Source organism: Kribbella sancticallisti (genome assembly GCF_039530625.1).
GTDB lineage: Bacteria > Actinomycetota > Actinomycetes > Propionibacteriales > Kribbellaceae > Kribbella > Kribbella sancticallisti.
Genome location: NZ_BAAAOS010000017.1, coordinates 136,850 through 158,570, shown reverse-complemented (window position 1 = coordinate 158,570; position 21,721 = coordinate 136,850). Strand labels below are relative to the sequence as shown.

Annotated in this window: 21 protein-coding genes; 10 read left to right on the top strand and 11 right to left on the bottom strand. The window is 69.0% G+C overall.

Annotated elements, in window-relative coordinates; all coding sequences use genetic code 11:
• Nucleotides 1-57: 57 nt before the first annotated feature.
• The gene (locus ABD255_RS08390) at nucleotides 58-777 is read left to right on the top strand and encodes a protein phosphatase 2C domain-containing protein (RefSeq protein ID WP_344211581.1); all 720 of its coding nucleotides are present in this window, start codon (nucleotides 58-60) and stop codon (nucleotides 775-777) included.
• Here ABD255_RS08390 and ABD255_RS08385 read toward each other — a convergent pair.
• The 3 genes from ABD255_RS08385 to ABD255_RS08375 form a co-directional block, all read right to left on the bottom strand.
• Nucleotides 760-1,779: a DUF4328 domain-containing protein gene (locus tag ABD255_RS08385; protein ID WP_344211579.1), complete on the bottom strand. Its 1,020-nt coding sequence runs from the start codon at nucleotides 1,777-1,779 to the stop codon at nucleotides 760-762. The two genes, ABD255_RS08390 and ABD255_RS08385, sit on opposite strands and share 18 nt — an antisense overlap.
• Before the next feature lie 88 nt (nucleotides 1,780-1,867).
• Nucleotides 1,868-3,400: a glycerol-3-phosphate dehydrogenase/oxidase gene (locus ABD255_RS08380; RefSeq protein WP_344212328.1), complete on the bottom strand. Its 1,533-nt coding sequence runs from the start codon at nucleotides 3,398-3,400 to the stop codon at nucleotides 1,868-1,870.
• Nucleotides 3,400-4,017, bottom strand: a complete 618-nt coding sequence (locus ABD255_RS08375; protein ID WP_344211577.1) for a TetR/AcrR family transcriptional regulator — start codon at nucleotides 4,015-4,017, stop codon at nucleotides 3,400-3,402. The genes ABD255_RS08380 and ABD255_RS08375 overlap by 1 nt, the downstream gene beginning before the upstream one ends.
• Nucleotides 4,018-4,136: 119 nt before the next feature.
• Between ABD255_RS08375 and ABD255_RS08370 the strand changes: the two genes are divergently transcribed.
• The 3 genes from ABD255_RS08370 (at nucleotide 4,137) to ABD255_RS08360 (ending at nucleotide 7,624) form a co-directional block, all read left to right on the top strand.
• Complete coding sequence (locus ABD255_RS08370; RefSeq protein WP_344211575.1) at nucleotides 4,137-5,723, top strand: FAD-binding oxidoreductase; 1,587 nt, start codon at nucleotides 4,137-4,139, stop codon at nucleotides 5,721-5,723.
• Between the two features lie 150 nt (nucleotides 5,724-5,873).
• Nucleotides 5,874-6,593, top strand: coding sequence for an SDR family NAD(P)-dependent oxidoreductase (locus tag ABD255_RS08365; RefSeq protein ID WP_344211573.1), 720 nt, complete (start codon nucleotides 5,874-5,876; stop codon nucleotides 6,591-6,593).
• Nucleotides 6,590-7,624 (top strand): S-adenosylmethionine:tRNA ribosyltransferase-isomerase, encoded by a 1,035-nt coding sequence (locus ABD255_RS08360; RefSeq protein ID WP_344211571.1) that lies wholly within the window; start codon nucleotides 6,590-6,592, stop codon nucleotides 7,622-7,624. Before ABD255_RS08365 ends, ABD255_RS08360 begins: the two co-directional genes overlap by 4 nt.
• 207 nt (nucleotides 7,625-7,831) lie before the next feature.
• Here ABD255_RS08360 and ABD255_RS08355 read toward each other — a convergent pair whose 3' ends face one another.
• The 5 genes from ABD255_RS08355 to ABD255_RS08335 form a co-directional block, all read right to left on the bottom strand.
• Nucleotides 7,832-8,764, bottom strand: coding sequence for an aldo/keto reductase (locus ABD255_RS08355; RefSeq protein WP_344211569.1), 933 nt, complete (start codon nucleotides 8,762-8,764; stop codon nucleotides 7,832-7,834).
• Entirely contained in the window at nucleotides 8,764-9,357 is a 594-nt protein-coding gene (locus tag ABD255_RS08350) for a TetR/AcrR family transcriptional regulator (protein ID WP_344211567.1), read from the bottom strand. Before ABD255_RS08350 ends, ABD255_RS08355 begins: the two co-directional genes overlap by 1 nt.
• Nucleotides 9,358-9,523: 166 nt before the next feature.
• Entirely contained in the window at nucleotides 9,524-10,312 is a 789-nt protein-coding gene (locus ABD255_RS08345; RefSeq protein WP_344211565.1) for a sugar phosphate isomerase/epimerase family protein, read from the bottom strand.
• A 9-nt stretch (nucleotides 10,313-10,321) separates the two neighbouring features.
• The gene (locus ABD255_RS08340) at nucleotides 10,322-12,370 is read right to left on the bottom strand and encodes a DUF4328 domain-containing protein (protein ID WP_344211563.1); all 2,049 of its coding nucleotides are present in this window, start codon (nucleotides 12,368-12,370) and stop codon (nucleotides 10,322-10,324) included.
• Between the two features lie 205 nt (nucleotides 12,371-12,575).
• The gene (locus ABD255_RS08335) at nucleotides 12,576-13,352 is read right to left on the bottom strand and encodes a DUF4328 domain-containing protein (RefSeq protein WP_344211561.1); all 777 of its coding nucleotides are present in this window, start codon (nucleotides 13,350-13,352) and stop codon (nucleotides 12,576-12,578) included.
• 121 nt (nucleotides 13,353-13,473) lie between these two features.
• Between ABD255_RS08335 and ABD255_RS08330 the strand changes: the two genes are divergently transcribed.
• Together ABD255_RS08330 and ABD255_RS08325 are read left to right on the top strand one after the other, a co-directional pair.
• Nucleotides 13,474-13,953: a methylated-DNA--[protein]-cysteine S-methyltransferase gene (locus ABD255_RS08330; protein ID WP_344211559.1), complete on the top strand. Its 480-nt coding sequence runs from the start codon at nucleotides 13,474-13,476 to the stop codon at nucleotides 13,951-13,953.
• Between the two features lie 310 nt (nucleotides 13,954-14,263).
• Nucleotides 14,264-14,593, top strand: coding sequence for a hypothetical protein (locus ABD255_RS08325; protein ID WP_344211557.1), 330 nt, complete (start codon nucleotides 14,264-14,266; stop codon nucleotides 14,591-14,593).
• Between the two features lie 65 nt (nucleotides 14,594-14,658).
• On the opposite strand, the gene ABD255_RS08320 is transcribed toward ABD255_RS08325, so the two are convergent.
• Nucleotides 14,659-15,450, bottom strand: coding sequence for a hypothetical protein (locus ABD255_RS08320; protein WP_344211555.1), 792 nt, complete (start codon nucleotides 15,448-15,450; stop codon nucleotides 14,659-14,661).
• Between the two features lie 241 nt (nucleotides 15,451-15,691).
• Between ABD255_RS08320 and ABD255_RS08315 the strand changes: the two genes are divergently transcribed.
• The gene (locus tag ABD255_RS08315; protein WP_425554392.1) at nucleotides 15,692-16,234 is read left to right on the top strand and encodes a peptidylprolyl isomerase; all 543 of its coding nucleotides are present in this window, start codon (nucleotides 15,692-15,694) and stop codon (nucleotides 16,232-16,234) included.
• A 64-nt stretch (nucleotides 16,235-16,298) separates the two neighbouring features.
• Nucleotides 16,299-17,039, top strand: coding sequence for a rhomboid family intramembrane serine protease (locus ABD255_RS08310; protein WP_344211553.1), 741 nt, complete (start codon nucleotides 16,299-16,301; stop codon nucleotides 17,037-17,039).
• A gap of 27 nt (nucleotides 17,040-17,066) precedes the next feature.
• Here the strand turns inward: ABD255_RS08310 and ABD255_RS08305 are convergent, their stop codons facing one another.
• The gene (locus tag ABD255_RS08305; RefSeq protein ID WP_344211551.1) at nucleotides 17,067-17,627 is read right to left on the bottom strand and encodes a TetR/AcrR family transcriptional regulator; all 561 of its coding nucleotides are present in this window, start codon (nucleotides 17,625-17,627) and stop codon (nucleotides 17,067-17,069) included.
• Nucleotides 17,628-17,734: 107 nt separating this feature from the next.
• Between ABD255_RS08305 and ABD255_RS08300 the strand changes: the two genes are divergently transcribed.
• Nucleotides 17,735-18,883, top strand: a complete 1,149-nt coding sequence (locus ABD255_RS08300) for an FAD-dependent oxidoreductase (protein ID WP_344211549.1) — start codon at nucleotides 17,735-17,737, stop codon at nucleotides 18,881-18,883.
• A 120-nt stretch (nucleotides 18,884-19,003) separates the two neighbouring features.
• On the top strand, nucleotides 19,004-20,668 hold the full coding sequence (locus tag ABD255_RS08295; protein ID WP_344211547.1) for a M14 family metallopeptidase: 1,665 nt from the start codon (nucleotides 19,004-19,006) through the stop codon (nucleotides 20,666-20,668).
• Here the strand turns inward: ABD255_RS08295 and ABD255_RS08290 are convergent.
• Entirely contained in the window at nucleotides 20,665-21,666 is a 1,002-nt protein-coding gene (locus ABD255_RS08290; RefSeq protein WP_344211544.1) for a LacI family DNA-binding transcriptional regulator, read from the bottom strand. The two genes, ABD255_RS08295 and ABD255_RS08290, sit on opposite strands and share 4 nt — an antisense overlap.
• Nucleotides 21,667-21,721: the final 55 nt, after the last annotated feature.

Sequence of the window (21,721 nt, the reverse complement as noted above, 5' to 3'; positions counted from 1 at the left end):
GAGAATGGAGGGGTGGAGATCCGGTCTGCGTGTCAGCCAGCGCCGGATCGATTCGGCGTGAACGAGGATCTCGCGGTGTGCGGCCCGGACTTCGTGGTGGTGCTGGACGGTGCGACCGCTCCCCTGGGTGTCGACTCGGGCTGCGTGCACTCCGTGGCCAGGCTGGTGGAGAAGCTCGGCGCTCAGCTGGTGCTGCCCTTGCTAGGCCGTTCGAAGGCGCCGCTGGCGGACCTCCTTGCCGACGCGATCACAGCGGTCGGCGCCGAGCACGCCGGCACCTGCGACCTGGCGAACCCGGACAGCCCGTCCTCGACGGTGGCGATGGTCCGCGTGACGCCAGGCCACGTCGAGCACCTGGTGCTCGCGGATTCGCCGATCCTGCTGCGCGCGCCGGACCAGCAGGTGACGGTGATCGCGGACAACCGGATCGACCTGATCCCGGAGTACACGGTCGAGGTGGTGCGGCGGTTGCGGAACCAGCCGGGTGGGTTCTGGGTGGCGAGCACGGCGCCCAAGGCGGCGTACGAAGCAGTCACCGGTACTGCGGAACGCGCCGAGGTCGAGGTGGTCGCAGTACTCACTGACGGCGCTTCGCGGTACTCCGACCGCTACGGGCACTCCTGGGAAGAGTTGGTCAGCGTGCTCGACACAGCCGGCCCGCAGGCGTTGATCGACCGGGTCAGGTTGCATGACACCGAGGCGGTGGACGGGAGTTTCCGGGGGAAGCGGCACGACGATGCGACCGCGGTGATCTGCCGGCTAGCGATGCCAGGGTGACTGCGGCGGCCGCGCGTACGACGGGAACGCGGGCGGCGCGTCCACCGGCCGCGGGGCATACTGCGGCGGCCCGTACTGCGGCGGCCCCTGCTGCGGGCCTTGCGGCGGGCCTTGTGGTGGGCCTTGCTGCGGCGGCGCCGACACCCGACTGTCCTGCCAGGAGGTAACCCGCAGCATCAGCAGCGCGCCGGCCACACCGGCCACAACCAGCAGCACGGTCGCCACCGAGAAGCCGACGTTCACCAGCAGCGCGACCCGGACCATGAAGTCCTGCAGGTCGTAGATGTCCACATAGTCACCAGTGGCGCCGGCAGCATCCACCCGGTCGACCAGCCGCACGATCCACACGATGCAACTGACCAGGGCGACTCCACCACCGCCGACGACGATCACCCAGAACCCGGTCCACGCGGCCCACCAGCAATACAGCAGCCCGCGCGTCTCCCCCGACTTGGCGGCGCCCGGCTTGTCGGTCGGCTCGCTCGCCTTCACGACGTCCTGGACGACCTGCAGCGGATACCAGAACTGCACGACCGGGCAGATCCAACTGCCGATCACCCAGCCCTGCGAATGCCGGTGCTTGCCGCTTCCCAGCCGTTGAGCGCCCTGGTAGGTGATGGCCGGCGAGGGCGAAAGTGCCTCGGTGTTCTCCCGGGCCTGGGAGAGCCAGATCAGGAAGGTGACACCCGCGCCGATGACCAGCAGGCCGACCAGGTTGAGCAACGGCCCGCTGCCGGAGATGGACCCGACCGCCTCGGCGACCTCGTCCTCCGAGAGCAACCCGTAGACGAAGCGCTTGACGTCGTCGTACGAGCGCCACATCAGCACGCTCTGGATGATGGCGGTGAGCACGGTCAGGCCCATCAGCGCGATGCCGACCCGCGCAGTACGACGCAGTGGCCGGTACTGCGGCGCAGGGGGCGCGTACGGCCGGTACGGCACCGGGTACGGCTGGTTGTACCCGGGGTACGGCTGATTCGGCCCCGCATACGGCTGACTCACCCTTGCCCACCTCCCCGACGCCCAAGTTATCTCAGGCGTGGGAGCGATCTCGGGCGGCCAAGTGGCTAAAAGCTGCAACTCCGGCCGGTCAAACCGCGGCGAACGCCTCCCGCGCCGCCGGTGTGGCAAGCGCTCGCTGAGTCGCGGACAGCCCGATCCGGGTCCGCCGATCCAGCAGGTCGTCCTCGGTCATCGCGCCCTCATGCCGTACTGCGAAGCGAAGCTCGGCGTGGGTCGTCGCGATGCCCGGCGCGATCGGCTGCAGCAAGGCAGGATCCACGGCGATGACGGCCGGGGCTTCCACGCCGTACCGGTCGACGAAGCGGCCGGGTGCCCGGACAGCGGCCAGGTGGACCCGATCCGCGGCGCCGACCAACGGGATCCGGTGGGTCAGGCAGGGCCGGCGGGTCTCGAGCGACGACTGGGCGAGTGCGGTGTCCAGCGCGTCCTGGGCCATCCGCCGGTAGGTGGTGAGCTTGCCGCCGACGATCGTCACCACCCCGTCGGTCGAGGTCAGAACCGCGTGCCGACGGGAGATGTCGGCGGTCTTGCCCAAGTGATGGCCGGTGTCGAGCAGCGGCCGCAACCCCGCATACGTCCCCAGCAGGTCATCGCGGGTCAACGGAACCCGGACCGCCGCGTTGATGGTGTCGAGCAGGAAGTCGATCTCGGCGTCCGTCGCATGCGGTACGTCGCTGACCGGGCCCGGCGCGTCCTCGTCGGTCAGCCCGACGTAGACCCGGTCGTCGGGTGCGGGGATCGCCATCACCACGCGGCGCAACTGCCCCGGAACCGGCACGGTCAGCACCGCCGAGAGCCCGCCGAAGGCAGATTGTGGAAGGACCAGATGCGTGCCGCGACTCGGCCGGAGCTTGATCCCCGAGGCGACCTGGTCGGCCCAGATCCCGGTCGCGTTGATCACGATCCGGGCGGCCACGTCGATCCGGCGGCCGGACAGTTGGTCCACCAGCACGGCGCCTCGGCCGGTGACCTCGGTGGCCGCGCAGTGGGTGATCACGCGCGCGCCGTACGACGCCGCGGTGCGGGCGATCGCGACGACCAGCCGGGCGTCGTCGTACAGCTGGCCGTCCCAGGCGAGGAAGCCGCCGCGCAGACCATCGGGGCGCAGGGTGGGCGCGTACCGGAGCACCTCCGCCGAGCTGACCCGGCGTGAGTGCGGCAGGTAATCCTCGCTGGTACGGGCGAAGGTGCGGAGCACGTCGCCGCCGACGAACGCGCCGCGCAGCATCGCCGCCTGGGCCATCCTTGCTCCTGGCAACCAAGGGGCGACCTGCGGAACCGGATGGACCAGGTGCGGCGCGGTCGTCTTCATCAGGATGCCGCGCTCGACCGCGCTCTCGTACGCGATCCCGACGTGTCCGGAGGCGAGATACCGCAGCCCGCCGTGGACCAGCTTCGAGCTCCAGCGACTGGTGCCGAAGGCAAGGTCGTGCTTCTCCACCAGGGCCACGGTGAGGCCGCGGGCGGCCGCGTCCAGGGCAACGCCGACGCCGGTGACCCCGCCGCCGACCACCAGCACGTCGACCTTGCCGGTCGTGTCGAGCCAGTCGAGCTCGCGGGTCCGCCGGGTCGCGTTCAGGCTCGCGTCGCCCACCGCCATCATGGCGTCAGGTACCTCGTCAGCATCACCCGCAGCTCCTCGTCGAGCGCGGGATACTCCTTCGGCTCGGCGAGCACCGGACCCGAGACGGCCGAGGCGAGCGAGACCAGGATGATCTGCCGGGACAGCCAGTCCGAGTCGCCCGAGCGGATCGATCCGTCCGCCTGGCCTGCCTCGATCCCCGCCTTCACCAGGGCCAGGTGCGCGACTGTGCTGCTGCCGCGCCGCTCCATCAGGTACGGCGTGAGGAACTCCGGGTCGAGCTCGATGATCTTGCGCATCAGCGGGTGGGTCCGGGTCTTCGCGACCACCTCGACCACTCCCTCGACCAGCCGGGAGCGCCCGTCGACCGCGTCGGGCTGGAAGGCGGAGACGAGGGCGGTGGTCCACTCGCGCGTCATCAGCGCGGCGACCACGGCCTGCACGTTCGGCCAGCGGCGGTACAGCGTGGCGCGGGAGACCTCCGCGTGCCGGGCGATGTCGGCCATCGTCATCCGGCGCATCCCGATCGCCAGCAGCAGTTCGTACGCCGCGTCGAGGATCCGCTCCTCGCCGATCGCGTTCGCGGGTGTGGGACGACTGGAGCCGGTGTCCGGCTCGCTGCTACGCTGATACATCACACGTCAGAGTGTATCAGCGACTCAGGCGGGTGTGGAACGTCTGGACAGAGGTGAAGGCCAGGGGGTTCACCTCTGTCCGGACGGTACCTCCGAAGGCTGACGATGGGGAGCCCGCAATGACCGAGTCCGACCTCCCGGTGGTGCAACTCACGCCCGGCCGCTGGGGTGACCCCGACCACTCGGTCGACCTCCCCGCCGCAGCCCTGGAGGCCCTCAAGCACCTGGGAGTGAACCGCCCTGCCGGGCGCCGGGATGAGGAGTTAGTTGCGCCAGAGGGTGGGCTGGCCGGTGGCGCGAGGGAGATGCTGGAGAAGGTCCTGGGCTCCGAGCAAGTGAAGACCGACCTGGAGACGCGGTGGGCGCACACGCGGGGCTACTCGACGCCCGACCTGCTCCGCCACCGCGCGGGCGACACCACGGACATGCCCGTCGCCGTGGTCTACCCGGGCTCGCATGACGAAGTACAGGCTCTACTTATCGCGTGCTCCGAGCAGCACGTCGCTGTCGTCCCGTACGCGGGTGGCACGTCCGTGGTCGGCGGGCTCGCACCGCAAGGCATCGAGTTCGTCGCCGTCGACCTCCGCCGGCTGAACCGGCTCGTCCGCATCGACGAGATCTCCCGCACCGCCACGCTCGAGGCCGGCGTCCGCGGCACCGCCGCCGAGGCCTTGCTCGCCGAGCACGGCTACACGCTCGGCCACTTCCCGCAGTCCTACGAAGGCGCGAGTATCGGCGGCTACGCCGCGACCCGCTCGAGTGGTCAGTCGTCCGCCGGCTACGGGCGGTTCGATCAGATGGTGGTCGGGCTGACCGTGGCGACGCCGCGCGGCACGATCGAACTGGGCCGGGCGCCGATGTCCGCGGCCGGGCCGGATCTGCGCCAACTGTTCCTCGGCTCCGAAGGCACGCTGGGCATCATCACCTCGGTCGTCCTGCGGGTCCGCCCGCGTCCCGCCGAGCGCTCCTTCGAGGGCTGGAAGTTCGCCTCCTTCGACGACGGCCTGGCCGCGATCCGCGGGCTGGCGCAGGACGGCCCCCTCCCGACCGTCTTGCGCTTGTCCGATGAGGCCGAAACCGCAGTGAACCTCGCCGACCCGGACGTCCTGGGCGGCAGCACCGGCGGAGTACTGGCGATCGTCGGCTTCGAAGGCGCCCGTACTGCGGTACGCCGCGCCGAGGTGGCTGACGTCCTCACAGCGGCAGGCGGCGAGAGCCTCGGCGAAGGCCCGGGCGAAACCTGGCGCCAGGGCCGCTACCGAGCTCCCTACCTCCGCGACCCACTGCTCGACGAGGGCGCCCTGGTGGAAACCCTCGAGACGGCAGGCTTCTGGTCGACCCTGCCGGCTCTCAAGGCGAAGGTCACCGAAGCGCTGGTCGCCGCCCTCTCGGAGCAAGGCACTCCACCGCTGGTCCTCTGTCACGTCTCCCACGTCTACGAGACCGGCGCCTCGCTCTACTTCACCGTCATCTCCGCGCAGACCGACGACCCGGTGGCCCAGTGGCGCCAAGCGAAAGCCGCCGCAAACCGAGCGATCGCCGCCGCCGGTGGGACCATCACCCACCACCACGCAGTGGGCACTGACCACCGCGCCGGGTACGAGCGGGAAATCGGCGCGATCGCGGTCGAAACCCTGCAGGCCGTGAAGCGCGTCCTCGACCCCCACGGCATCCTCAACCCGGGCATCCTCATCCCGAACAGTTAAGCCCTCGCCACCACCGGACTGCCGACCGCGCTCCGTCCGGCTGACCTTTACCGGCAACACGGGCTGACCCGCCGGCCAGCTGTCGGAGTACGAGATCTACAGCAGCTAGTGCTTGACCTCAAGTCTGCTTGAGGTATGAGAGTGACGGGCATGACTCCTGATTCCCTGACTCGTCCCGTCGCTCTCATCACTGGCGCTTCCGCCGGCCTGGGCCTTGCCCTGGCGCATGGCCTGGCCGATCGTGGCTGGGCGCTGATCATCGATGCCCGCGGCGCGGATGCCCTCAAGAACGCGGCCGACGCAGTGGCCGGCCGGACGGACGTGGTGCCGCTGGCCGGTGACGTCACCGATCCCGAGCACCGCGCCGACCTGGTCGACGCGGTGGGTGAACTCGGCCGGCTCGATCTGCTGGTGAACAACGCCAGCTACCTCGGGCCGAGCCCCCTGCAGCCGTTGGCCGCAGCCGATCTCGAAGAACTCCGGCGGGTGTACGAGGTCGACGTGATCGCGCCGATCGCCCTGACCCAGGCGCTCATCCCTGAACTGACCGCCGCGGCCGGAACCGTCGTCAACATCAGCTCCGACGCGGCAGTAGAGGCCTACGAAGGCTGGGGTGGCTACGGCTCGGCCAAAGCGGCGCTGGACCACGCGAGCGCTGTACTGGCTGCGGAGCACCCCGGGCTCGCCGTGTACGCCGTGGACCCAGGTGACCTCCGTACTGCGATGCACCAGGCCGCCTTCCCGGGCGAGGACATCTCGGACCGGCCGGAACCGGCGAGCGTAGTACCGGCGTTCCTGCAGTTGCTGGACAGCCGACCCGCGAGTGGTCGCTACCGGGCCGCGGAGTTCGCCCCGGCGGTGACTTCGTGAGAGTGCATCCACAGACCCGATTCACCTTGCCCGACGAACTGAACGCGGTGGAACCGCCGGAAGCGCGCGGGCTGGCCCGGGATCAGGTGAAGCTGCTGGTCGCGGAGGGGTCGACCGTCACGCACACCAGGTTCGACCGGCTCGGCGAGCATCTGCGGCCGGGCGACCTGCTGCTGGTGAACACCTCCGGCACGTTGGCCGCCGCGGTCGACGGGTCGTGGATCACCGGCTCGGGTGTCGCGCCCGTCGTGGTCCACTTCTCCACCGCACTCGACGACGGCACCTGGGTGGTCGAACTGCGCGACGGGGGCTCGCCTCTGTTCGGCGGTGCCCCGGGGGATCGGGTGGAGCTGCCTGAAGGTGTGCTGACGCTGCTGGAGCCATACGACCCGAGCGGTACGAGGCTGTGGCGGGCCAAGCCGCCCGTGGCGGACGTGGTCGGCTACTTGAAGAGGAATGGCCGCCCTATCACCTACAAGTACGTCGGCCAGCGGTGGCCGCTGGCTCTCTACCAGACGGTGTTCGCGAACCAGCCGGGTTCCGCGGAGATGCCTAGTGCGGGCAGGCCGTTCAGCTTCGAGTTGGTGAGCCAGTTGGCCGCGACCGGAGTGCTGATCGCGCCGATCCTGCTGCACTGCGGGGTGTCGTCGCTGGAGAGCCACGAACCACCTCTGCCCGAGCGGTACGCAGTACCGGAGCACACGGCGCGCCTGGTGAACTGGGTGAAGGCGAACGGCGGGAGGGTGATCGCCGTCGGGACCACCGCGGTACGGGCTGTTGAGTCAGCGGTTCAACCCGACGGGTCCGTGAGAGCCGCCGGCGGCTGGACCGACCTCGTCCTCGGCCCAGACCACCCTGCGGCAGTAGTCGATGGCCTGATCACCGGGATGCATGCGCCGGAGGCGTCACACCTGCTTCTCCTCGAGTCCGTTGTCGGCGGCACCGCCGTCCAGCGCGCCTACGACGCCGCCCTCGAACGCCGCTACCTCTGGCATGAGTTCGGCGATGTTTGCCTGATGCTGCGGAGCTGAACCGACTTCGGTCAACTCGTTGCCCGGGCGGGCTCGCTTGTCGACCGCGCGCGGGCTCACCGCGCCCGCCGGAGCGTCGTTCTGATCATCTGATTGTCCTTACCTACAAGGTCCCCCGTCGGGACTTCACTCCTTTTGACGAGTCACCAGTGCCCGATGTCATGCACCGACACGCAATTGTGGCCTAGGCCCGAATTGGTTCGGTTTTCAACGGCCGATCACCGAGAGGGGGTGGTACAGGTCGGCGGGGACGAAATCGGTGGGGAAGCCAACCTCGAAACCGGTCGCCGACTCCAGTCGGCCGACGGCCTCGGGAGGCAGTTCGACCTCGAGCGCGGCCAGGTTGTCGGCCAGTTGTTCGACCGAACTCGCCCCCACCAACGGAAGTACGGCCCGCGATCGCACCCGCGTCCAGGCCAGCGCCACCTGGGCGGGGGTGACCCCCATCTCCCCAGCGACCTCCCGTACCGCGCTGAGCACCGCGTGTTCGCGATCGTTCTCCGCCGCCTCGACCGGCCGGGCGAGCTTCCCGTGGGCGAGTGGAGCCCACGCTGCCACGGACATCCCGAACGCCTCCGCCATCGGCAGGAGTTCGCGCTCGATGTCTCGCCGCAGCAGGCTGTACGGCACCTGCAACCCAGCGAAGGAGGTCCAGTCGCGGAAATGGGCGAGGGTGTTCCCCTGGGAGACGATCCAGGCCGGCGCGTCCGAGACTCCGGCATACAGGATCTTCCCGGCCCGTACTGCGTCGTCCAGCGCGCGCAGGGTTTCCTCGATCGGGGTATGCCGGTCCCAGCAATGCACCCAGTAGACGTCCAGGTAGTCCGTTCGCAGCCGGCGCAGGCTGGCATCCAGGGCGAGCCGGAGGTTCTTCCGATGGTTGCCTGCGGCATTCACGTCGGACCGGTCGCGGGGCAGCGTGTACTTCGACGCGACCACGAACCGGTCCCGGCGGTTACCGAGCACCTCGCCGACGATCTCCTCGGTGCCGTAGGCGTCGGCGGTGTCGATCACGTTGCCACCGGCATCGGCGTACGCGTTGATGATCGGCCGGGCCTGCTCCACTGAGCCGAACCGCATCGCGCCGAGCAGCACCTCGGAGACGCGGAGTCCGGTCGGGCCGAACAGTCGATAGCGCATCAGCGGCCGTAGCCGTTCAAGAACGCGTGCACGCCGGTGGTGACCGCGTGGGTGATCTCCTCGGGGGTCATGCGGGCTCCTAGGTAGGAGGGGTTGGCGCCGGAGATGAGCAGGGAGAAGTGCAGGGCCGCGAGCATCGGGTCGCTCACCCGGAGCAGCCCGTCCTCGGCGAGGGCGGCGAGCCGGTCGGCCAGCGCACGCCGTACTGCGATTGGGCCGGTCTCCTGCCAGGCGTCGATCGCCTCCTGCGGGATGTGCCCGGCCTCGGCGTTGACCTGCCGGACGAGTGAGGAGTGCTCGGCATAGTCCGGCATGGGAGTCCGCCACGCGATGCCGAACTCGACCAGGTCGGCCTCCAGATCGGTGACCTTGCGCAGATACCGGTCGACGATCTCCAGTTGCGCCGCGGCGACCCGGGTCGCGCTGTCCTGGATCACCGCGCGGAACAGCCCGGCCTTGTCGGCGAAGTGGTTGTAGATCGTCCGGGTGGAGACTTGCGCCTCCGCGGCGATCACGTCGATGCTCCCCCGGCTGTAACCGTCCCGCGCGAACACAGTCAGTCCACCGGCCAGCATCGCCTGTCGTTTGTCCACAGAGACCAGACTACAACGGTCGTTGTAATTAGTACAACGCGCGTTGTATCTTCGGGCGGGTAGCTCCGCATCAAACCGACCACCAGTTGGAGCTGGCACCTCGAAGGCCGCGGCATGGAGCACGAGGACGACGAGTTCGCCCCGCGCCGGACCGAGCACTAGCCGATCAGCGGGCGGAGATCCAGTTCCAGGTGGCAGGAAGTGCTTCGGCCAGCGAAGGCAGCTGGGGATGCCACTTCAGCTCCCACTCGAGGGAGAGCCAGTAGTCGCTGCCCTGCAAGACCTGGAGGAGTTCGTCGATCGGGTAGTCACCGGCGCCGATGGCGACCGGCTTGTAGTCCTGGGTGGAGTCCTCGTCCTTGATCTGGACGAAGTCGATCCAGGGCTGCAGGAGTTCGAGCGCCTCGGCGGGGGTCTCGCCGTGGCTCCAAGTGTGGGCGCTGTCCCAGATCACCTTGGCGTTGTGGCCGGGCGCCTCGGTGTCGAGCAGGTCGCAGAGCGCGGCCATCCTGGCGCCGGCCGAGTGCGAGTCGTGCGTCTCCAGCAGGATCCGCACATCCGTCGATGCCGAGGTCACTCGGTCGAGCGCGCGGATCTCGCCAGGAGTGGGCGAATCGCCCGTCGGCGCGGTACCAGGCACCGGCGCGTCGTCACCCGGAAAGACCCGGACGCCGCGGGCGCCCAGGTCGGCGGCCAGCTCCAGGTGCGCTTCGAGAGGTTGTTCCTCGACCGCACACAGCTTCACGTAACTGTTGATCGCGAGAATCTCCAGCCCGGCGTCCTCGATCCGCGACCGCAGAGCCCGGCGCTCGGCGGCAGTCAGGCCGACGTGGGTGAACTCGTCGGCCGCGGTCCGGAGCTCGAGTCCGGAGACGTTGTTGCCGGCGGCCAGTTCCAACACTTCGTCCAGGGGAGCGCCCGGGCAGCCGAGCGTGGAGAAAGCGAGATTCGTCATCCCGCTTTCTTACACCCAGCGACGACGGGGGTGCGTCCGGGGCGCGGTGGTCTCGGACTCGTCCTTCTCCGGGGCGGCCGGCTCCTCGTACGAGTACGGCGTCTGCTGCTGGTACTCCGTGGCCGGCTGCTCCGAGTAGCCCGTGGAGTAGTCCGGGGTGGAGTTGTAGTCGCTGGAGTAGCTCTCCGGCGTGTAGTTCGGGCTGTACGAGGTGTCGTAGCTCTCGGTGTCGTAGTCCGAACCGCTGTAGGAGCCCTGCTGGTACGACGAGTCGTAGCTCGGGGTCGAGCCGTACGAGTCGTAGCTCGGCGTCTCCGGGGTGTACGAGTAGTCCGAGGTGTAGCTGGTCTCGGGCGTGTACGTCGTCTCCGGCGCTGCCGGCTCGGAGTACTGGTAGGAGGAGTAGTCCGAGGAGTACGACTCGTAGGTCGATGGGACCGCCGGAGCGTCGTACGCGGCGTACGTCGGCTCCGGGGCGTAGGTGGGCTCCGGGGTGTAGGTCGGCTCCGGCGTGTACGACGGCTCGGGTCCGTACGACGGGACCGGCGGGAGCGGCTTCGACGGGGTCAGGAAGTCGTCGGGCTCGGAGACGGCCGGCGCCTGCTGGTAGTAGCTGTCGGAACCGGACACCGCGGCCTGGATCGTCGACGGGCTGTCGACCGCGACCCGAGCGGCCCTGCGACCAGCGCGCGCAACGGGCGCGGGCTCAGGCTCGGGTGCGGGCTCCGGGGCAGCCACCGGCTCCGGGGTGTACGAGTAGTCCGAGGTGCTGCTGTACGACGACGAGTACGGCTCGGAGTACGAGCTGGACCAGGTCGGCTCGGGCTCGGAAGTGCGCGCGGAGGGCTGGTACGCGTACGGGTCGGGCTGGACCACCGAGAGGGACGGCGGCGCGACAGTCTCGGCCTGCCAGCTCGGCAGCGGCGCGGAGAGCAGGTCGTCGTTGGTCGAAGAGTCGGTGGTCGGGGGCGAGTACGAGCTGGAGGAGGTGGACCAGCTTGGCGTCTCCAGTCCGGAAGCGGACTGCTGGTACGCCGGGGTGGCCGCTTCGGCCGGGCCCGCTTCCTCTCGCCAGCTCTCGACCGGGCTGAACTGCTGGGTGGCCGGACCGGCGTCCTGCCAGCTCTCGGCGACCGGGGCGAACGGGCTCCACTTGGGCGCCTCTTCGGTGCTGGTGGAACCACTACCGGTCAGCTGCAGGGCCGGCTGACGCTCGAGCCGGAGGGCCGGGGCCGCGATCTGCTCGACGATCGGCTGCTGCTCGGAGGTGTCGTCGTCGGCGAGCGCATAGCTCGGCACCGCGGCGATCCTCGGCTCGCGCTGGTCCCACCACGGGATCCACTCACGACCGGTCTGCATCCCGTTGATCCGGCGGATCACCAGCGTCGCGGCCACCGCGGAGATCGCGGTCAGCACCAGCGACGCCGTACCGGCCAGGGCGATGCCGCGGAGCGAGCCGACGCTGGCCTCCATCCACATCAGCAGCCGGCGGATCACCACGTCGAACGCGAGTGCGCCGACCCAGGCGACCCACCACACGCTCGTGAGGAGGGGCTTCCTGAGCCGGCGCAGGTCGTCGGCGTAGACGGGGGTCTTCGGATCGCTGGCCAGCCAGACGTCGTCGACAATCTGCTTGGGATAGACCAGGTTCGGGCCGGGGCAGAACCAGCTGGCCAGCACCCAGCCGTGGCTGCGGCGGTGGTCGGCCTGGCAGAAGACCTCGGAGTTGACCCGGGCCCGCCACAGCCAGATCACGAAGACCACGGCGGCGGCGACGGAGATGATGACGTTCGGGATCGAGGTGATCCGGGAGATGCTGTCGGCGCGGTTCAGGTCCGCGTCGTCGACGTTGGGGCCGCCACCGAGGTAGGTGTGGACGACACCGTAGGTGTTCCAGTCCGACCACGTGCAGAGCAGATGGGTGACCGTCGAGGCACCGAGCAGCCCGATCGCGATCCGGCCGACCGTTCCGACCTGCTGAAACTCTTCAGCCGCATGTGGCTGCCACTCATCGTTTTCTTCAACAGCAGAAAGAACTGCTCGTTGCGGGTGGCTCACGTCGTGCGTCCCTCGCGTTGCTGGAACTCCGTCTGTTCGGCGTCTCGATCGTGTCCTGCCCCCGCGTGACCGAGCCACATTGATACCACGAAGTAAGTACTCGTGTGGAGTCGATGCCAGCACGGAGGGTATCGACTTAACGAGTTCTTTTCGTAGGTCCATCACCACTTGTAACGACGTACTCGACCGTCCGTGACGATTTGGTTTACCCCGCAGGAGGCGGGAAACCGCCGTTCAGCGGGTGTCCTGCCTGGTCCTGGGCCCACCACGGCGTCCACGGCCGGCGGGTCTGCAGATCGTTCACGCGCTGGATCAGCAGCACCGCGAGCACGGCCGCGGCCGTCGTACTGACGGCGGAGATGGTCGACATCACAGCGTTCGTTCGCAATTCGGAAAGCTGGGCGGCGCCGTCCAGCACGCTGCGCTGAGCGATGTTGTCGAGCACCAGCCCGACCACCCAGGTCAGCCACCAGGCCCACACCAGCCGGGTGCCGGGGATCTGGCGCAGCGTCGCCGTCTGCGGCGGCGTCCGGGGGTCGCTGGCCGCGACGATGTCGTCCACCACCCACTTCGGGTACCAGAGATTCACCACCGGGCAGATCCAGCTGCCGATCACCCAGCCGCGGGTGAACCGGTGCTCGCCCCGGCAGAACATCTCCGCGTTCCAGCGGACCCGCCAGAGCCAGACGATGAAGACGACCGCGGCGGCGAGCAGCGCCAGCGCCGCCACGATGCCGAACGACCCGGAGATCAGATCGGCCTGGGCCAGCTTCCGCTCGTCGTCGGCGAAGTGCCCGAGCACCTGGTAGGAGTGCCAGTCCGACCAGGCGGTGGCCCAGCTCATCACCGTGACCACGCCGATCAGGATGGACGCGGCGAAGCCCATCGCCTGCTCCGAGCTGAACCACCGGTCCGTCGGCGGCTGAGGTGGCCGGCTGGGCATCTGGTAGTAACCGCCTGTCTGGTGACCGGTCACGTGCACAGAAATAGCACAACCCGATGTGATCAGGCGACGACATCGAGTGCCGGCCGGGTCGCGGGTCGTTCGTCATTCTGCCGTCCGCGGGCGCGAAAGTGTCGGTGCCGAGGGGCAGGATGGGGGCATGCGCTGGTCCGTGATCGATTCGCCCATCGGTGACCTCTCCCTCGCCGTGACCGACGACGGGCTGTGCCGGCTGCGCTTCGGCGCGGTCGACGCCGGCCCCGCCCTCGAGCGCGACGACCTGCTGATCGCCGCCCAGGAGCAACTGAAGGCGTACTTCGCCGGCGAACTGACCGCCTTCGACCTGCCGCTGGCCGCGCCGGGCGGGTCGGAGTTCGAGCGCGCGGTCTGGCAGCAACTGCTCCGGATCCCCTACGGCGAGATGCGGACGTACGGCGAGGTCGCCAAGGCGGTCGGCGATGCCGGCGCAGCCCGGGCGGTCGGCGTGGCCTGCAACCGGAACCCGATCGCGGTGGTCGTGCCCTGCCATCGGGTCGTCGGTGCGGGCGGCAAGATGGTCGGCTTCGGCGGCGGTATCCCGCTGAAGCGGCACCTGCTCGAGCTGGAGGCCAGGATCACTCTCGAAACGGCATGGCTCTGAACGCTGCGTGAAGAACTTCCGGATGGTTCGTAAAGAACTTTCCGCCGCGAGGCCCCGGAGGGCACCAGTGGGCCGTCGAGGGACTAATGTCGCAGTGTGCGATCGGGCTGACACAGTTCGATCACTCGTTTGAATCAGTTCATGTTCGCATCACACCCCCAGCCCTGCCCACCTCCTCGATCAGCGCCGCCAACTCCGAAGGGTTCGTCTCCGAGCCTGCCAGGTGGTCCGGCAACAGCGGTCCCGTCCGCCGCTGCCGTAGCCGCGCTGAACCTTGTACCGCCCAGACCCCTGCCCGGAGACGAACGAGATGACCCAGCCCCCCTCCAGTTCTGCGCCGCACGACGACCTGAGCGACCTGATGGCCAAGAGCGCCGAAGAGTGGTCGGCCCCGGAGATCCAGAGCGCGGCGCGTACCGCCATGCAACTGCACGCGCCCGACCGGGAACCGCTGACCTGGATCAAACGCTTCGGCGTCCTGCCCTGGCTCCACCGCAACGACGCCGTCTGCCGCGAGTGCGGCGGCACCTATCCCTGCATCACCCACCGCTACGCCACCCAACTCCTCTCCGCCGGCCGCATCCCCACCACCAAGACGGACCGCGGCCACGATGACGACGAGGGCGCCGCGCTCAACTGACGCACAGGACGAAGGGCGCGAACCCCGAGGTGGGGTTCGCGCCCTTCGCCGTTGCGGTCAGCGGGTCAGGACTCGGTGGTCTTCGAGTCGGTGCCGGTCGTGCGGCGTTGGGTGGTCTTCTTGGCGGTGCCGTTGGACGACGCCTTCGGAGCGGCCTCTTCGGCCTTGGCCTCCGACGTGGTGGTCTCGTCCTCGGTCTTGCCGTTGGCGGACGGGGTGTCCGTCGTGGTCTCGGCCTTCGCTGCCGCCGGCTTGTCGGTGGCGGGGCGGGTGGACGTCGTACCGGTCGGGGCCGAGCTGTAGTCACGACCACTGGTCGGGGTCGACTGCCAGGCCGGCTCCGGTGGGGTGAGCAGCTTCTTCACGGCGGCGGCGGCCAGGGCGCCGAAGCCGAGGAACAGCACCACCTTGCGGAGCTTGTGGCTCTTCTTCGGTACGTCGAGTTCGCCCTTGAGCGCGGCCTTGGCGGCCTTGCCCCGGCGCGACGTCTCCTCGACCACCGGCTCGGCGGCCGCGGCCAGCGCTGCCAGCGCGGCGGTCACCTTCGGCAACAGGTCGTCGTTGAACCGCTCGCGCGCCTTCTCGGCGGCGTGCTCGCTGGCCGGCCCGACCTTGGCCAGCGCGTCGTCGATGACCGGTCCGGCCTTCTCGACCGCGGCGTGGGCGGCGGCGGCGCCGCGCTCAACCGCCTTCTCGGCGTACGGCGACACCTTCTCCCGTGCGGTGCCCACTGCCGGTCCGAGTGTGTCGCGGACCTGGCCGGCCACTGGCCCGACCTTGTGCGATGCCGACTCGGCGTACGGCCGGACCCGATCCTTTGCGGTCTCGACCCGGCCCTTGGACTTCAACAAACCCACGGTTCCTCCTCGGTGCCGCCGTCCGTCGACGGGCGGCTCTTGAGCCCATCGGCGGCATGGACGACTGGTACGGCTCTGGACAAATCCGGCTTCGTCTGCATCGTACGACGTACCCAGGCGATAAACGGTGGGATGCGGGACGGAACCGACCCTGACTTGTCCCTGGGCCGGTCGGTGGGAGGTGAGTTTGCGGCCCATGACAGGATCGATGCCGTAAGCCGTAACCGATGAGGAGTATCTCGTGGCCGAAGAACTGTTCGCGACGCTGCAGACGACGAAGGGCGACGTCGTCATCAGACTGTTCCCCGATCACGCGCCGAAGACGGTGCAGAACTTCGTCGGCCTGGCGGAGGGAACCAAGGAGTGGACCGACCCGACCACGGGTCAGCCCAGCACGGAGCGCTTCTACGACGGGCTCGGCTTCCACCGGGTGATCGACGGCTTCATGATCCAGGGTGGCTGCCCGCTCGGCACCGGCACCGGTTCGCCGGGCTACGCCTTCGACGACGAGATCCACCCCGAACTGCAGTTCGACCGGCCGTACCTGCTGGCGATGGCGAACGCCGGGATCCAGTTCGGCAAGGGCACCAACGGGTCGCAGTTCTTCGTCACCGTGGTCCCGACCCCGCACCTGAACCGCAAGCACACGATCTTCGGCGAGGTCGCCGACGACGAGTCCAGGAAGGTCGTCGACGCGATCGCGACCGCGAAGACCGCTCCGGGCGACCGGCCGATCGAGCCGATCGTGATCAACAGCGTGAAGATCGAGCGCAAGACCGTCTGATCCACCTCGGGCCGGCCGCCGTCGCGGCCGGTTCGCACCTTTCACGACTGGGGAGGACCACGGCGTGACCGAGACCGTCTGCTACCGGCACCCGGATCGGCCCGCCGGGGTCCGTTGCCAGCGCTGCGACAAGCCGATCTGCCCGTCCTGCATGAACGAGGCGTCCGTCGGCTTCCAGTGCCCCTCGTGCTTCAACGAGGGGGTCAAGTCGATCCCCCGGACCCGTACGTCGCTGGGCGGCGTCGCGCGCGGCAACACCCAGGTCGTGACGATCACCGTGCTGGTCCTGAACGTGCTGGTGTTCATCGCGGTCCGGACGGGCAGCCCGCGGCTGCTGGGTGACCTGGTCCTGGTCCCGGTGCTGGTGGAGTCCGAGCCGTGGCGGTTGCTCACGTCGGCCTTCTCGCACGTGCAGATCTTCCACATCTTCTCGAACCTGTTCATGCTCTGGGTGCTCGGCCCGCAGTTGGAGCAGATGCTCGGCCGGCTGCGGTTCGCCCTGCTCTATCTCCTGTCCGCGCTCGGCGGCGGGGTCGCGGTCTGGTTCCTGTCGGAGCCCGGCGGCGCCACCCTCGGCGCGTCCGGCGCGGTGCTGGGTCTGGTCGGCGCGCAACTGGTGATCAGCAGAGCCCGGAATCTCGACGCCACCTGGATCCTCAGCTACGTCGCGGTGACCGCGGTCATCTCGGTCATCATCCCGAACATCTCGTGGCAGGGTCACCTCGGCGGCTTCGTCACCGGCGCGGCCGTCGCGTGGATCTTTTTGCAGGACACCAAGCGCCGCCGCAGCCGCGTCCGCACCTGATGCCTGGCCGGCCTTGAACTCGCCGAGCTAAAGCTCGCCGGTCAGGTAGCGCGTGATCGTGGGCCCGAGCCAGGCGACGGCTTCCTCACGGGTGAGGGCAGCGACGGGCGGTAGTGCCAGGACGTAGCGGCACAAAGCAAAGCCGAGCGCCTGCGTGGCGACCAGCCCGGCCCTGGTCGCCGTACTGGCCGGGTCGGCGAGGCTGCCGATCACCGGACCGAGTTGCTCGGCGAACAGTTGCCGCATCCGCTCGGCCGCGACCTCGTTGGTCACGCTCGCCCGCAGCAGCGCCTTGAGCGACTCGTCGTCCTCCCAGCGGTCCAGGAAGTGATTCGTCAGCGCCGCACCCACCTGCTCCCGCGGCACCGCACTCAGATCCGGCAGCCGCAGATCGAACTCCGCCGCCGCCGCGAACAACTTCTCCTTGTTCCCGAAGTACCGCATCACCATCGCCGGATCGATCGCCGCGTCCGCCGCGATCGCCCGGATCGTGGCCCGCTCGTACCCGTCCGCGGCGAACCGCTCCCGCGCCGCGCCGAGGATGGCCGCCCTGGTCCGGTCCGATCGCCGTTCGCCCGTCTCGGTCATGCCCCCACCGTAGGTCAACAGGTGTTGACCTGAACAGCCGGGCCGCCTACAGTCATGTCAACAAGCGTTGGCCAACAAGCGTTGACTTGATCTGGAAGGGGCTCGAGATGCTGAAGGAGCGGACTGAGGTGCTGGTAGTAGGAGCCGGACCAGTGGGACTGGCTGTCGCGGTGTCGTTGGCCGGGCAGGGCCGCGAAGTGACGGTGGTCGACCGGCAGGCAGCGGGAGCGAACACCTCGCGGGCGTCGGTGGTGCACCCGCGCACGCTGGAGATGCTGGAGCGGATCGGGGTGAGCAAGCGGCTGACCGAACTCGGCCTTCACGTCGAGCAGTTCAACATCGCCGAGGGCGATCGCACGCTGGTCCCGGTGCGCTTCGACAGGTTGCCGACGGAGTACCCGTACGTGCTGATGATTCCGCAGTACCTCACTGAGCAGGTGCTGCTCGAGAGGCTGGAAGAACTCGGCGGCAAGGTCCACCGCCCGTACGTCGCCTGCGGGGTGCGGCAGTCCGATGAGGGAGCCGAGGTCATCCTCGAGTCCGGCGAGGTGATCCGGGCGCGGTACGTGGTGGCGGCCGACGGGATGAACAGCAGGATCCGCGATCTTGCGGGCCTCGGGTTCACCGGCGCGGACACGTTGCCGCTCAACTTCACCCTCGCCGACGTGCGAGTGGAAGGTGGCCTGCCGGCCGAGGAGGTGCTGCTGTACTTCTCCAAGGTCGGCATCTTGGTCGCCGCGCCGCTTCCTGACGGGAGTTTCCGGCTCGTCGCCGAGGTGGAGGAGGCGCCGGAGCATCCGGATGTCGCCTACGCGCAGCGGCTGCTCAACACCCGCGGGCCGAAGTCGGAGACCGTTCGGGTCGCGGAGGTGATCTGGGGGTCGCGGTTCCGGATCCACGAGCGGGTTGCCGACAGGTACCGCGAGGGAAGGATCCTGCTCGCCGGCGATGCGGCGCACACCCACAGTCCCGCGGGTGGGCAGGGGATGAACCTCGGGCTTCGCGACGCTGTGACGCTGGGCGAGGCGCTGGCTGTCGCCTTGAGCAGTGGCGACGAGAGCAGCCTCGACGACTACGCGATGAGCAGCCGCGAGGAGGCGGTCCGAGTGGTCTCGCTGGCCCACCGGCTGACCCGCCTGGCGACAGTGCCGACTGCCGTTCGCCCAGCTCGCAACCTGGTCCTCCGCCTGCTCGCTCAGCTTCCCCGGTTCCGCCGCGGCCTGGCCGAGCAACTCGCCGCCATCGGCCACCGCTGAAGGCATCTGACGGCACCGCTGAGGGTTTCCCCGCACTGTTGCCCGAACCGCTTCCGCACCGCAGTCCCGAGCCCTACCCTCCAGTTACCCATCGCAACCATCTCACTACTGGAGGTCACCGTGTTCCATCCCGCCCGATGGCACCGCCTCATCCCCCTCGCGATAGCCGCGGCTGTCGTGGTCGGGGCCGGCAGCCAGGTCCAGGCTGTCGCTCCCCCTGACCGCAAGGTGCAGGCCTACGAGAAGGCCGAGCTGATCCAGTTGCTCCGGATCAACACCCCGACCGCCGCGGACAAGCAGCGGCTGACCACCCTCGATCTCGACCTGGCCGAGTCGGCCGGTCCCGGCTACGTCGATGTCGTTGCTTATGGCAACCAGGATCGGCGGTTCCTGCGGCTGGCCGGATTCACCTGGTCCGTGCTCGAGGACGACCTGGTCGGCGCCGACCGCGAACGTGAAGCGGCCGACGCGGCGTACGCGAAAGCCGTTGCCGGCAAGGCGGTCGCGGCCACCTTGCCGAGTGGGCGTACGGCGTACCGGCAGTTGGCCGACTACACCAACGACCTCGCGTCGCTGGCGTCGCAGTACCCGACGAAGGTCAAGCCGATCACGTTGCGGAACACCAGTCTCGAAGGCCGCGCCGTCCGCGGCATCGAGATCAGCCGGAACGTCAACGTCCGGGACGGCAAGCCGGCCTTCGTGATGATGGGCCTGCACCACGCGCGCGAGTGGCCGGCCGGTGAGCTGACCATCGAGTTCGCCTACGACCTGCTGAAGAACGACGGCGTGGTGCCGCGGATCACCAACATCCTGGACAAGGCGCGGGTGGTGATCGTGCCGGTGGTGAACCCGGACGGCTTCAACCTCAGCCGCACGCTCGGCTACGAGATGAAGCGGAAGAACTGCCGGATCACCAACGGCCAACTGCCCACCCCCGGGCAGTGCGCGCAGTCGGCGAACCAGTCCCGCGGCGTCGACCCGAACCGGAACTACGCCGGCTTCTGGGGTGGCCCGGGCGCCTCCACCAGCCTCACCTCCGAGACGTACCGCGGACCGAGCGCGTTCAGCGAGCCCGAGACGCGCAACATCCAGGCGCTCGTCTCCGGCTACCAGGCGACCACGCTGATCACCAACCACACCTACTCCAATCTCGTACTGCGTGAGCCGGGCTACGCCAGCGCCGGCAAGACCCCGGACGAGGCGATGTACAAGGCACTCGGCGACCAGATGGCCGCGCAGAACGGCTACTCCAGCCAGTACGGCTACCAGCTCTACGACACCACCGGCACCACCGAGGACTGGTCGTACTACGCGACCGGCGGGCTCGGGTTCACCTTCGAGCACGGCGCGAACAGCTTCCATCCGGCCTTCTCGAACGTGGTGAGCTACTACTTCGGCTCGGGCAGCACGGCCGGCAAGGGTAACCGTGAGGCCTTCCTGATCGCCGCGGAGAGCACGATCAACCCCGCCCGCCACTCGGTGATCAACGGGACCGGACCGGCCGGAGCCGTTCTGCGGCTGAAGAAGTCGTTCAACACCAAGACCTGGAACGGCACCAACGTCCCCGACGTGCTCGACACCACGATGGTCGTCCCGGCCGGCGGCAGCTACACCTGGCACGCCAACCCGTCCACCCGGCCGATCATCGTCCAGCAGGGCGGCACGGAGTCGTGGACGCTGACGTGTGAGCGTCCGACCGGTCAGGTGCTGGAGACCCGCTCGATCACGGTCGCTCGTGGCGCCAGTGTCACCGCGAACCTGACCACCTGCGCGGCGGCCTTCTAGCCGGCCGTCGACTCCCGGATCTGCAGTGTGTAAGGGACGGTGAGGTCGCGGCGGTCGACCTCACCGCTCCCGGAGATCCGGTCCAGCAGCAGCCCGACCGCGTTCTCCGCGAGCCATTCCTTGTCCGGGGAGATCGTCGTCAGCGACGGCGAGTGGTAGCGGCCGTCCTCGATGTCGTCGAAGCCCACCACGGCGACGTCTCCCGGCACGGACAGGCCGGCTTCGGCCAGCGTTCGCAGGGCGCCGATGGCGAGCAGGTCGTTGAAGCAGAAGACCGCGTCCGGCGGCTCCGGCAGCGCGAGGAGTTCGCGCATCGAGGAAGCGCCGTTGTCGCGGTGGTAGCCGGTGCCGGCCAGTTCAAGAGCAGGGTCGTGCGCGAGTCCCGCGGCCTTCAGGGCCTTGCGATAGCCCTTGCGCCGAATGGGTCCGGTGCCCGCGCCACCACCGACACCGATGGCGGCGATCCGGCGCCGGCCGATCGAGATCAGGTGCGTGGTCGCGTCGAAGGAGGCCTGCACCGAGTCGACGGCGACGTGGTCGAGCGTGCCGCCCGCGTGCCGCTCACCGAGCAGCACCAGCGGTTTCGGGGTGTCGGCGGCGCCGATCCTGGTCGGTGCGGTGGTGATCGGGGAGAAGATGATCCCGTCGATCAACTGGCCGCGCATCCCGTCCAGGACGAGCTTCTCGGCCGCCGCCTCCCCTTCGGTCTGGTCGATCAGCACGGTGATGCCGCGCTTCTTGGCGGCCCGGCTGATCGCCGCGCCCAGCTCGGCGAAGTACGGCGAGGCCATCTCCGGGATCGCCAGCGCGATGAAGTCCGAGCGGCCCTTGCGCAGCGAGCGAGCACTCACGTTCGGCTTGTAGTCGAGCGCCTCGATCGCGGCCTCGACCTTGGCCCGGGTCTGGGAGGTGATGTGCGGGTAGTCGTTGATCACGTTGGAGACCGTTTTCACCGAGACTCCGGCGCGGGCCGCCACGTCACTCAGCCGGGTCACCATCCGAACTCCCTCACTGTCGCAGTGTGTCATGTCAGCGCCGCGCTTCGTGCGGTCA

Bases quoted from the DNA above. Each gene is read 5' to 3' on its own strand.
- ABD255_RS08380 (WP_344212328.1), bottom strand. From the start codon at position 3,400: ATGGCGGTGGGCGACGCGAGCCTGAACGCGACCCGGCGGACCCGCGAG.
- ABD255_RS08375 (WP_344211577.1), bottom strand. From the start codon at position 4,017: ATGTATCAGCGTAGCAGCGAGCCGGACACCGGCTCCAGTCGTCCCACA.
- ABD255_RS08370 (WP_344211575.1), top strand. From the start codon at position 4,137: ATGACCGAGTCCGACCTCCCGGTGGTGCAACTCACGCCCGGCCGCTGG.
- ABD255_RS08365 (WP_344211573.1), top strand. From the start codon at position 5,874: ATGACTCCTGATTCCCTGACTCGTCCCGTCGCTCTCATCACTGGCGCT.
- ABD255_RS08355 (WP_344211569.1), bottom strand. From the start codon at position 8,764: ATGCGCTATCGACTGTTCGGCCCGACCGGACTCCGCGTCTCCGAGGTG.
- ABD255_RS08345 (WP_344211565.1), bottom strand. From the start codon at position 10,312: ATGACGAATCTCGCTTTCTCCACGCTCGGCTGCCCGGGCGCTCCCCTG.
- ABD255_RS08330 (WP_344211559.1), top strand. From the start codon at position 13,474: ATGCGCTGGTCCGTGATCGATTCGCCCATCGGTGACCTCTCCCTCGCC.
- ABD255_RS08325 (WP_344211557.1), top strand. From the start codon at position 14,264: ATGACCCAGCCCCCCTCCAGTTCTGCGCCGCACGACGACCTGAGCGAC.
- ABD255_RS08305 (WP_344211551.1), bottom strand. From the start codon at position 17,627: ATGACCGAGACGGGCGAACGGCGATCGGACCGGACCAGGGCGGCCATC.
- ABD255_RS08300 (WP_344211549.1), top strand. From the start codon at position 17,735: ATGCTGAAGGAGCGGACTGAGGTGCTGGTAGTAGGAGCCGGACCAGTG.
- ABD255_RS08290 (WP_344211544.1), bottom strand. From the start codon at position 21,666: ATGGTGACCCGGCTGAGTGACGTGGCGGCCCGCGCCGGAGTCTCGGTG.